Source organism: Pararhodobacter sp. SW119, from assembly GCF_017811755.1.
In the GTDB taxonomy this organism is placed as follows: domain Bacteria; phylum Pseudomonadota; class Alphaproteobacteria; order Rhodobacterales; family Rhodobacteraceae; genus Pararhodobacter.
In genome coordinates this window covers 229,046-239,678 of sequence record NZ_JADDJF010000002.1, presented here as the reverse complement: position 1 = coordinate 239,678, position 10,633 = coordinate 229,046, and the positions used below count along the sequence as shown (strand labels likewise).

The following is a 10,633-nucleotide window of genomic DNA, read 5'->3' as shown; positions in this document are numbered from 1 at the left end:
AGGCGGCGATGGCGGGCGCGTAGCCGGCAAGGCGGCGCACCACTTTGGTCGGCGAGGCGGTGCAGGCTGCAGCCCGGGAGGCGTTGCGCGGCCGTGCTGTGTGCTGTGCTGCGTGACGGTGCAAAAGAACCGGGACCGCAGGCGCGCAAAAGAAAAAGGGCAGGCTCGCGACCTGCCCTGAGTTTACCTGGCGAGACAAGGCACAGGACTTCAGGAACGCGGCCGCTGGAGGGCGGCGGCGGTGGGCGTAGGCGTGCTGCGCGCAAGATGGGTGGACGAACGGGGGCGCCTCGGCAGGGAGCGCAGGGCCTCCCCGGAGTATCGCTCGGGCCGCGTCAGTCCTCGGTCAAGACGCCTTCGTCGCTGGTCATATGGAAGTCGAGCCCGTTGGCGGCGCGGATTTTGTCCTCGATCTCCACCGCGATTTGGGTGTTGGTCTTGAGGTAGGTCTTGGCGTTCTCGCGCCCCTGGCCGATCCGTTCGTCGGCGTAGGAATACCAGGCTCCCGATTTCTCGACCACGCCGGCCTTGACGCCGATGTCCAGCAATTCGCCGGTTTTCGAGATGCCCTCGCCGTACATGATGTCGAATTCGACCTGCTTGAAGGGCGGGGCGACCTTGTTCTTGACGACCTTGACGCGGGTGGCGTTGCCGACGACCTCGTCCCGGTCCTTGATTGAGCCGATGCGGCGGATGTCGAGGCGCACCGAGGCGTAAAATTTCAGCGCGTTGCCGCCCGTGGTGGTTTCGGGCGAGCCGAACATGACGCCGATCTTCATGCGGATCTGGTTGATGAAAATGACCATGCATTTCGAGCGGCTGATCGAGCCGGTGAGCTTGCGCATGGCCTGGCTCATCAGGCGGGCGTGGACGCCGACACTCGAATCGCCCATGTCGCCTTCCAGCTCCGACCGGGGGGTGAGGGCGGCGACCGAATCGACCACGACCATCGATACCGCGCCCGAGCGCACAAGCGTATCGACAATTTCCAGCGCCTGTTCGCCGGTGTCGGGCTGGCTGATCAGCAGATCGTCGAGGTTGACGCCCAACCGCTTAGCGTATTGCGGGTCGAGCGCGTGCTCGGCGTCGACGAAGGCGCAGATGCCGCCCTTCTTCTGTTCCTCCGCGATGGCGTGCAGGGTCAACGTGGTCTTGCCGGAGCTTTCGGGGCCATACACCTCGATGATGCGGCCCTTGGGCAGGCCGCCGATGCCAAGCGCGATGTCGAGGCCCAGCGAACCGGTCGAGGTCGCCTCGATCTCGGCCACCGGGTTGTCGGCGCCGAGGCGCATGATAGAGCCCTTGCCGAACTGCCGTTCGATCTGGGCCAGCGCCGAATCGAGCGCCTTCTGCTTGTCGTTCGCGCGCTTGTCGGTCATGTCGAAAAGTTTTGCCTCTGCCATATGATGGCTCCTTATTTCACAGCCCCGTGGGGGCGGCAAGGAATGCTGTGTTCGCCTCCTGTTCTCACCAGCCTGCGCACAAAACGGGAACAATGCAAGCGGTTTTCTTCAGGGCAGGCTCAGAAAGCGGCAATAACGGTTAACAAAGGGTTTCCGATGAGCCGCGTCTCGCGCGGGGTGCCGTCAGCGCATCCTGAGCGCGCCGTCGATGCGGATGGATTCGCCGTTCATGTAGGGCGATTCGATCAGGAAGCGGGCGAGGCGGGCGTATTCCTCGGGGCGGCCGAGGCGGCGCGGGAAGGGCACGTCGGCGGCCAGCGCCTCGCGCGCCTCCTCGGGCAGGCCCAGCAGCATGGGCGTCAGAAACAGTCCCGGCGCGATGGTGTTGACCCGGATGCCAAGCGAGGCGAGGTCGCGCGCGACGGGCAGCGCCATGCCGACGACACCGGCCTTGGAGGCGGCATAGGCGGCCTGCCCCTTCTGCCCGTCGAAAGCCGCGATCGAGGCGGTGTTGACGATTGCGCCGCGCTCGCCGTCGTCGTTGGGCGCGTTCGCGGCCATCGCTTCGGCGGCGAGGCGGAGGCAGTTGAACGTGCCTACCAGATTGACGTCAATGGTGCGGCGGAAAAGGTCGAACGGATGCGGGCCGTCGCGGCCCAGCGTCTTGACCGCGTGGGCGATGCCGGCGCAGTTGACCAGCGCGGTGATCCGGCCCATGCGGTCGCGCGCCTGGCCGATCCCTGCCTGGACCGAGGCTTCGTCGGTGACGTCGACATGGACGAAACCGGCGCCGAGTTCGTCGGCGAGCGCGCCGCCGCCGACATCGTCGCGGTCGAAGATGGTGACCTGGGCGCCGGCCTCGGCCAGATGCCGCACGGTGGCCGCGCCGAGGCCCGAGGCGGCGCCGGTGACGATGGCGGCGGTTTTGGTGATGTCCATGGTTTCCCCCCGGCGATGCATTGGCACCGGCATCTATGCGCAGCCCACGGTCGCTGTCCACCGGGTTGCTTGGTTCGCTTAGGACGAAACGCTGGAGCGGGCGGCGGGAATCGAACCCGCGTCATCAGCTTGGAAGGCTGAGGTCTTACCACTACACAACGCCCGCCGCTGCGCCCGGACATACAGCCGCGCGACCCCCTATGCAAGGCCGGAGCGCCACGCCGCGGGGCGAAATCAGGTCGAAATCAGGTCGAGGAAGCGGTCGACATGACCCTCGGTCGTCGACCAGGAGGCGACGAGCCGGGCGCTGACCGGGGCGTCGCCAGGGCCTTCGAGCGACTGGTCGAATGGCCAGAAGTAGTAGCGTGCGCCGGCGTCCTGTGCGGCGCGGTGACCGGCGCGGGGCCATTCGGCGAAGACCATGTTGCCGCCGCGTGGGTGCAGCAGGCGCGCGCCGGGAATGCGGGCGAGTCCGGCCTCCAGCCGTTCGGCCATGGCGTTGGCGTGGCGGGCCAGGTCGAGCCAGAGGTCGCCGTCGAGCCAGCCTTCCATCTGCGCGGACAGGAAGCGGTGCTTGGAAAAGAGGTGACCGCCGCGCTTTCGGCGCAGTTCGAATTCCCAGGCTTTCACAGGGTCGAAAATGACCACGGCTTCCACCCCCATCAGGCCGTTCTTTGTGCCGCCGAAGGAGACGACATCGACGCCGGCGCGCCAAGTCATTTCGGCGGGTGTGCAGCCCTCGGCCACGAGCGCGTTGGTGAAGCGGGCGCCGTCGAGGTGGACGGGCAGGTTATGCGCCTTCGCGATGTCGCAGAGCGCGCGAATGTCGGCCACGGAATAGCGGGCGCCGGCCTCGGTCAGGTTGGTCAGGCTGAGCATGCCCTTCTGCACGTTGTGCACGCCGACCGCCGCCGCGCGGTCAAGCTTGGCGGCCAGAACGGCGGGGTCCATTCGGCCGTCGGGACCGTCCATCAGCACCAGTTTCGACCCGCCTGTGTAGAATTCCGGCGCGCCGCATTCGTCCTCTTCGATATGGGCGATGCGGTGGCAATAGACGGCGCCCCAGGGCGTGCAGAAGGTGGCGAGTGCCAGCGCATTCGCCGCGGTGCCGGTGGCGACGAGGTAGATCGCGGCCTCGGGCGCCTCGAAGATCTCGCGGATGCGGGTTCGGACGCGGGTCATGACCTCGTCGGCGCCGTAGCCGAGGGCGAAGCCGTCGTTGGCGCGGGCAAGCGAAGCCAGGACCTGTTCGGGCACGCCCGAGGAATTGTCGGAAGCGAAGAACATCAGATCTCCTCGTCGATGATGTGGTCTTCCCAGTCGTCAAGCGGCACCGCGGCCTCGCTGACGGTCTGGTTCTGCACCGAGATGCCGGCGCGGTGGACGGTATCGGGATCGCCCGACACAAGCGGATGCCAGGGTGCTAGTCCGCGCCCCTCGTTCAGGCGGCGGTAGGCGCAGGATCGGGGCATCCAGGTGCTGATCTCGGGCAGGGTCTTCAGCGTCAGGACCACGCATTCGGGCACCAGGCGCTTGCGGTTGGCGTAGTCGTTGCAGCGGCAGGTCGCATCGTTGAAGAGCCGGCAGGCGACCCGGGTGAAAGCGATTTCGCCCGTATCCTCATCCTCGAGCTTGTTGAGACAGCACTTGCCGCAGCCGTCGCAGACGGCCTCCCATTCCTCGGGCGTCATTTGCGACAAAGGCACGGTTTCCCAGAAGCGGGGAGGCATCAGGCACCCGCCAGTACAGCGCGGGCGCGGGCGCTGTCGGCGTCCATCTGGGCGATCAGGGCATCGAGGGTGTCGAATTTTTCTTCGCCGCGCAGGAGTTCGACCATTGCGACGGAAAGTTGCGCGCCATAGAGGTCGCCGGAGAAGTCGAAGAGGTGAACTTCGAGATTGGGCGTATTCTTCCCGAACATCGGGCGCACGCCCAGCGAGGCGACGCCCTCATGGCAGCCCCGGTGAGGGCCGTCGATCACGTCGACCTTGACCGCGTAGACGCCGAAGCGGGGCAGGTGCAGCCCGGCAAGCGAAAGGTTGGCGGTGGGATAGCCGAGGGTCCGGCCGCGCTTCGCTCCGTGCTGCACCTCGCCGTCGACGCGGTGGCGGTGGCCCAGCATGTCGGCGGCGTCCTGCACGCGCCCGTCCGAGAGCGCCGCGCGGATCGCGGTCGATGAAATCGCGCCGGCCTCGCCGCCGATCAGCGGCACGACAGTGACCCCGAAGCCCAAGGCGCTGCCGAAGTCCGACAGCATGGCGGCGGTCCCTGCGCGGCCCTTGCCGAAGCAAAAGTCGGCGCCGACGACGACGTGGGCGATGCCCAGCCCGGCGGCCAACACGTCGCGCGCGAAGGCTTCGGGCGAGAGGCTGGCAAGGGGGGCACCGAAGGGCAGTTCGTACAGGCGCTCCACCCCGAGGCGGCGCAGGCGGTTACGCCGCGTCGGGGTGTTCATCAGCCGGAAGGGGGGCGCGTGGGGGGCGAAATATTCGCGCGGGTGCGGATCGAAGGTGACGATGCCCAGCGGCGCGTCGGCGCGGCGCGCGTGGTCGATCACTGCCTGATGGCCGCGATGCACGCCGTCGAAATTGCCCATGGCAACCGAGGCGCCGCGCAGGCCCGGATCAATGCCTTGCCAGTGGGTGATGATGTCCATTCGGTCCCTGCGCCGGGTGGGGCGCGGGGCCGGGCCCCCGCCTCAGTCGAACTTGCGGCTGGGCGCCAGTACCAGCGCCTCGCCCTTGAGGACGGTGGTATCGCCCACGGCACAGCGACAATCAAGGGTGACCCGGCGCTTGCCGTAATCGATCTCGCGCACGGTGACCTCGGCCAGGACGGTATCGCCGGGACGCACGGGGGCGAGAAACTTCAGCGACTGGCCCATGTAGATCGTGCCGTGGCCGGGCAGTTGCTCGCCGATCACGGCCGAGATGAGGCCGGCGGTCAGCATGCCGTGGGCGATGCGCCCCTCGAAGATCGTGTCCTGGGCGTAGGAATCATCCAGATGCACCGGGTTATGGTCGGTCGAAACCTCGGCAAAGAGCTGGATGTCGCGGTCGGTGATTTCCTTGCGCAGGTAGCGCCTCATCCCGATTTCGAGATCCTCGATGCAGATCGTGCCGCGGGGCAGGTTGTCTGCCGGGCGCGCAAGGGCGGAGTGCTGGTCGAGCATGGCGGGTCCGGTCGGCTTGGGCCCCATCGGGCGATTCCTGAACTTGTTGCAGCGCAGCATAGCGCGGCCAGCCCCTGCCGGCAAGGTGGGCAGGTAATAAAAGTTCCAGGAAGGTAACTCACCGGCAACTTTGTTGCTGGCGCGCCGCGAGCTACCGGAGGTATCGCATGGCGTAGCGGGGGTAGATTTGTTGTGCTTCCAGCCAGTCGGTCAGCGCCGCGGGATCGGGATCGGCGCCGAATCGCTCGGCTTCCAGCCCCCCGGTCAGGAACAGCGCGTCGACCCCTTCGGCCTGGGCGCCGGCGATGTCGGTGCTTATGCCGTCGCCCACGGCGAAGACATTGTCGTTGGAATAGGTGATGCCCATCGCGCCAAGGCGCCGGCGCGCAAGATCGTAGATCGGCGGATGCGGCTTGCCGAAGGACAGCACCTCGCCCCCCATCTCGGCGTAGAGTTGCGCCAGCGCGCCGGCGCAGTAGATGCGCCGGTCGCCCAGGTCGACGACCAGGTCGGGATTGGCGCTGAGCATGGTCAGCCCGCGCGTCTTGGCCGAGAGGAACCGACCGCGATAATCCTCGGGTGTTTCGGTCATTTCGTCGAAGGGGCCGGTGCAGATGATCCCTTCGGCCGTGTCGTAGTCCACGCGCTCGATCGTGGGCTGGTCGGCCAATTCCTCGGGGATGCGGGTGAAAAGGTCGTCGTCCTTCTCGGGGCCGAGGTGCCAGAGCTTGCGTCCGGCGGCGCCCATCAGCATCGCCTCCTGCGTGGCGTCGCCCGAAGCCACGATCACGTCCCAGGCGTCGCGCGGCAGCCCCATCTTTTCCAGCCGCCGTTCGACCGCGTGGTGCGTGCGCGGCGCGTTGGTCATCAGCACCACCGCCCCACCGCGGGCTCGGAATTCCTGCAGCGCGGCGACGGCGTCGGGGTAAAGCTTCAGCCCGTTGTGCAGGCAACCCCAGAGGTCGCAGTAGAGGATGTCGTATTGCCCACCGACTTCGGCCATCGTCTCAATGATGCGGGTCATGGGGTGCCTTGGCTCGGGGTCAGATCGAAAGCGCGGGGATGATCTGCTTCTTGCGCGACATGACGCCGGGCAGGACCACGGTGTCGCCGGCGACGCTCGCACCAAAGCTTTTCTCGGCGATCTGCTTCACGGTGTCGTTGGGCACCAGCAGCGTCGCTTCTTCGCGCAGGATGTCGATGACGAAAAGCAGCACCTGATCGGCGCCATCCTCTTGCGCGACGTCCTGCATCGCGCGCATCAGGCTGTCCTTGCGGTCCAGCACCACCCGGGGGGCAGTGGTTTCCAGCACCGAGACGCGGAGTTCCTTTCCGGCCAGCGTATATTCCTTGCTGTCCATGCGTAGCAGGTCGGCATCCGAAAAGGCCGAGATGTCGGACTTGGCCGCGAACAGTTCCTCTGCATAGGCGGGGATCGAAATGCCCATTTCCTCCGCCAGCCGGGTCGCCAGCGCGCGGTCATGGTCGGTCGTCGTGGGCGAGCGGAATTCGAGCGTGTCCGACAGGATGCAGGACAGCATCAGGCGCTTGATCCCGTCGGGCATGCGGCCGGCATCGTCGCCCATCAGGTCGTGCATGACCGTGGCGGTGCAGGCCAGCGGGCGGATGGTGACGTCGATCGGCGCCTTCGTCTCGATCCCGCCGGTGAGGCGGTGATGGTCGATGATGGCGCGGATGTCGGCCTTGCCCACCGAAGCGGGCAGTTCGGCAAGGTTGTTGGTGTCGACGATCACGACCGGCGCGTCCGGTTCGACATCCGCGACGATCTCAGGCGTCTCGAACCCGCAGCGGTCCAGCACGAAGGCGGCCTCGGTATTGGGCGGGCCCAGAAGGACGGCGCGCGCGGGCGTGCCTTTCACTTCGTTCAGATACCATGCCCATATCAGCGGCGATCCGGTGGAATCGGTGTCTGGCGATTTGTGGCCGAAAATCTGGATCATGGCGGACATCCCCTTGGCAAATTCGCGCGCCTTATAGGGGGCCTGTCCCGCCTTGTCACGGGTCAGAACAGCGCGCGACTTCGGGACGGAGGATCAGGGCGCAGGGCGTGCCGGGCGGCCGGCCTCGGCCCAGCGGCGCTGCGCCTCGGTCTCGACCGTTCCGGCGCGGGCGGCGCGCAAGCGGGTCAACGCGGCTTCCGGATCCTCGCCGGCCTCGATCATCAAGCGCAGGGCGGCGGCCCCGGTGCGTCCGCGCCCGGCCTTGCAATGGATCAGCACGCGGCCGCCGGCGTCGAGCACCGCGCGCGCTTCGTCGGCGATGACGCGCCAGGCTGGCTCGGCCGCGGGTTGGGGCGTGCCGAAGTCGGCGATCGGATAGTGCTGCCAGTCGATACCGAGAGCGGCCAGCCGGTCGGGCAGATCGGCGATGTCCTGCGCGGCCATCTCCTCGGCCAGGGTCAGGGTAATGACCAGACCGGGCGCGAAGTCCGCGATTCGCACCAGAGCGCCGGCGGGATCGCCGCCGCGTCCTGGCAACGGGCAGAGGCCCATAACGCCCGATCCAAGAGGCAGGTGGTCAATCCCGAAGGCATCTGTCATGAGCCGGAGTCTACGCGCCGGGCATGGCGGCCCGCAAGCGCGTCCGAACCGCCGACGAGGTGTTGACAAGTTCCGCCGACCTTCTTATCTGCGAGCCGTTAGCACTCGGATCGAGTGAGTGCTAAACGCAACAGAACCTGCAACCTAGGGAGCGTTCGCAGATGGCTTTCAAACCCCTCCATGACCGTGTACTGGTACGCCGTATCGAAGGCGACGAAAAAACCAAGGGCGGCCTGATCATTCCAGACTCCGCCAAGGAAAAACCCGCCGAGGGCGAGATCATCTCGGTCGGCGAAGGATCGCGCAAGGATTCGGGTGAACTGATCGCCCCGTCGGTCAAGGCCGGCGACCGGGTGCTGTTCGGCAAGTGGTCGGGCACCGAGGTGACGATCAATGGCGAAGAGCTGCTGATCATGAAGGAAGGCGACATCCTCGGCATCGTCGAGTGACCTCGCGAACCTGATCGAGACCAGAAGCAAGAGATTTAACAGGAGCATCCATCATGTCTGCCAAAGACGTCAAGTTCAACACCGATGCCCGTGACCGCATGCTCAGGGGCGTCAACGTCCTTGCCGACGCCGTCAAGGTCACGCTGGGTCCGAAGGGCCGCAACGTGGTCATCGAGAAGTCGTTCGGCTCGCCGCGCATCACCAAGGACGGCGTGACCGTCGCCAAGGAGATCGAGCTTACCGACAAGTTCGAAAACATGGGCGCGCAGATGGTCAAGGAAGTGGCCAACCGCACCAATGACGAGGCCGGCGACGGCACCACCACCGCCACCGTGCTGGCCCAGGCCATCATCCGCGAAGGCCTGAAGTCGGTCGCCGCCGGCATGAACCCGATGGACCTGAAGCGCGGCATCGACCTGGCCGTCTCCAAGGTGGTCGACGCCATCAAGACCGCCTCGCGCCCGGTGAAGGACAGCGACGAGGTCGCGCAGGTCGGCACCATCTCGTCCAACGGCGAGACGCAGATCGGCCGCTTCATCGCCGATGCGATGCAGAAGGTCGGCAACGAGGGTGTCATCACCGTCGAAGAGAACAAGGGCATGGAAACCGACGTTGAAGTCGTCGAGGGCATGCAGTTCGACCGGGGCTACCTGTCGCCCTACTTCATCACCAATCCCGACAAGATGGTGGCCGAACTCGAGGATTGCTATCTGCTGATCCACGAGAAGAAGCTGTCCTCTCTGCAGCCGATGGTTCCGCTGCTGGAATCGGTGATCCAGAGCCAGAAGCCGCTGCTGATCATCGCCGAGGACGTCGAGGGCGAGGCGCTGGCTACGCTGGTGGTCAACAAGCTGCGCGGCGGCCTGAAGGTCGCGGCCGTCAAGGCGCCGGGCTTCGGCGACCGCCGCAAGGCCATGCTGCAGGACATCGCCATCCTGACCGGCGGTCAGGTGATCAGCGAAGATCTGGGCATGAAGCTGGAGAATGTCACGCTCGACATGCTCGGCACGGCCAAGCGCGTCCTGATCAAGAAGGACGACACCACGATCATCGACGGCGCCGGCGAGAAGTCCGAGATCGAGGCCCGCGTCACGCAGATCCGTCAGCAGGTCGAGGAAACCACCTCGGACTACGACAAGGAGAAGCTGCAGGAGCGTCTGGCCAAGCTGGCTGGCGGCGTTGCGGTGATCCGCGTCGGCGGCATGACCGAGATCGAGGTGAAGGAGCGCAAGGACCGCGTCGATGACGCGCTGAACGCCACCCGCGCGGCCGTTCAGGAAGGCATCGTGGTCGGCGGCGGCGTGTCGCTGGTGCAGGCTGCCAAGGTGCTCGACGGGTTGACCGGCGTGAACAGCGACCAGAACGCCGGCATCACCATCGTGCGCCGCGCGCTGGAAGCACCGCTGCGCCAGATCGCCGAGAACGCCGGTGTCGATGGTTCGGTCGTGGCCGGCAAGGTCCGCGAGTCGAACGACACCAACTTCGGCTTCAACGCGCAGACCGAGGAATATGGCGACATGTTCAAGTTCGGCGTGATCGACCCGGCCAAGGTCGTGCGCACGGCGCTGGAAGACGCGGCTTCCGTCGCGGGCCTGCTGATCACCACCGAGGCGATGATCGCCGACAAGCCGGAGCCGAAGGGCTCGGGCGGCGGTGCGCCCGGCATGGGCGGCATGGGCGGCATGGACGGGATGATGTGATCCCGACCTGAACTCAGGTTATAAAAGGGGCGGCCAACGGGCCGCCCCTTTTTCGTTGGAGTGCCTTCCGTTCGCCCGGTGCGCGCATGCGCGCACTTTGATAAGACTATGAAACAAAACGGAAAATCAGCGCCGTTAACCGCAACGAAACTTTCGCGAACGCCGTGCCCGGGCGTTGCGGCGGGTGCCGGCACGCCTACCAGTGGGGTGGGCGCTGGTCGGCCAGCAGGACCGAGCCGCCGGTGCCTTCTTCACGCTCTGCCTCGCGGTCGAGGAGCAGGGCGAGCTGACGTTCCAGCCGGTCCAGGCGCGCGGTCAAGCCGCGCAGAAGTTCTGACAGATCGTCGGTCGTGCGGGTCAGATGGGCAATCTGTTCCTCGACACGGTCAAGGCGGCTGTCGGACATTGC

12 protein-coding genes and 1 tRNA gene are annotated in these 10,633 nt (G+C 66.4%); 2 read left to right on the top strand and 11 right to left on the bottom strand.

The window, feature by feature from the left end; all coding sequences use genetic code 11:
* Window positions 1–335: 335 nt before the first annotated feature.
* From recA to IM708_RS02900, 10 genes are all read right to left on the bottom strand, one after another.
* The gene (gene recA / locus IM708_RS02945; RefSeq protein ID WP_209424817.1) at window positions 336–1,403 is read right to left on the bottom strand and encodes a recombinase RecA; all 1,068 of its coding nucleotides are present in this window, start codon (window positions 1,401–1,403) and stop codon (window positions 336–338) included.
* Between the two features lie 183 nt (window positions 1,404–1,586).
* Window positions 1,587–2,342, bottom strand: a complete 756-nt coding sequence (locus IM708_RS02940) for an SDR family oxidoreductase (protein ID WP_209424816.1) — start codon at window positions 2,340–2,342, stop codon at window positions 1,587–1,589.
* 92 nt (window positions 2,343–2,434) lie between these two features.
* Window positions 2,435–2,508 (bottom strand) — tRNA-Gly (locus IM708_RS02935).
* Between the two features lie 68 nt (window positions 2,509–2,576).
* The gene (locus tag IM708_RS02930; protein ID WP_209424815.1) at window positions 2,577–3,629 is read right to left on the bottom strand and encodes a beta-eliminating lyase-related protein; all 1,053 of its coding nucleotides are present in this window, start codon (window positions 3,627–3,629) and stop codon (window positions 2,577–2,579) included.
* On the bottom strand, window positions 3,629–4,072 hold the full coding sequence (locus IM708_RS02925) for a YcgN family cysteine cluster protein (protein WP_209424814.1): 444 nt from the start codon (window positions 4,070–4,072) through the stop codon (window positions 3,629–3,631). Before IM708_RS02925 ends, IM708_RS02930 begins: the two co-directional genes overlap by 1 nt.
* Window positions 4,072–4,998 (bottom strand): bifunctional riboflavin kinase/FAD synthetase, encoded by a 927-nt coding sequence (locus IM708_RS02920; RefSeq protein ID WP_209424813.1) that lies wholly within the window; start codon window positions 4,996–4,998, stop codon window positions 4,072–4,074. Before IM708_RS02920 ends, IM708_RS02925 begins: the two co-directional genes overlap by 1 nt.
* A gap of 42 nt (window positions 4,999–5,040) precedes the next feature.
* Complete coding sequence (locus IM708_RS02915; protein ID WP_209424830.1) at window positions 5,041–5,514, bottom strand: MaoC family dehydratase; 474 nt, start codon at window positions 5,512–5,514, stop codon at window positions 5,041–5,043.
* A gap of 151 nt (window positions 5,515–5,665) precedes the next feature.
* Entirely contained in the window at window positions 5,666–6,538 is an 873-nt protein-coding gene (locus tag IM708_RS02910) for a TIGR01459 family HAD-type hydrolase (protein WP_209424812.1), read from the bottom strand.
* A gap of 19 nt (window positions 6,539–6,557) precedes the next feature.
* Window positions 6,558–7,475 (bottom strand): manganese-dependent inorganic pyrophosphatase, encoded by a 918-nt coding sequence (locus tag IM708_RS02905; RefSeq protein ID WP_209424811.1) that lies wholly within the window; start codon window positions 7,473–7,475, stop codon window positions 6,558–6,560.
* A 93-nt stretch (window positions 7,476–7,568) separates the two neighbouring features.
* On the bottom strand, window positions 7,569–8,075 hold the full coding sequence (locus IM708_RS02900; RefSeq protein WP_209424810.1) for a protein-tyrosine phosphatase family protein: 507 nt from the start codon (window positions 8,073–8,075) through the stop codon (window positions 7,569–7,571).
* 161 nt (window positions 8,076–8,236) lie between these two features.
* Here IM708_RS02900 and IM708_RS02895 point away from each other — a divergent pair, with 161 nt between their 5' ends.
* The gene (locus IM708_RS02895; RefSeq protein ID WP_209424809.1) at window positions 8,237–8,524 is read left to right on the top strand and encodes a co-chaperone GroES; all 288 of its coding nucleotides are present in this window, start codon (window positions 8,237–8,239) and stop codon (window positions 8,522–8,524) included.
* 53 nt (window positions 8,525–8,577) lie between these two features.
* Entirely contained in the window at window positions 8,578–10,224 is a 1,647-nt protein-coding gene (groL, locus tag IM708_RS02890; protein ID WP_209424808.1) for a chaperonin GroEL, read from the top strand.
* Window positions 10,225–10,420: 196 nt separating this feature from the next.
* Here groL and IM708_RS02885 read toward each other — a convergent pair whose 3' ends face one another.
* A complete protein-coding gene (locus IM708_RS02885; protein ID WP_209424807.1) occupies window positions 10,421–10,630 on the bottom strand; it encodes a SlyX family protein in 210 nt (69 codons plus the stop codon).
* Between the last annotated feature and the right edge of the window lie 3 nt (window positions 10,631–10,633).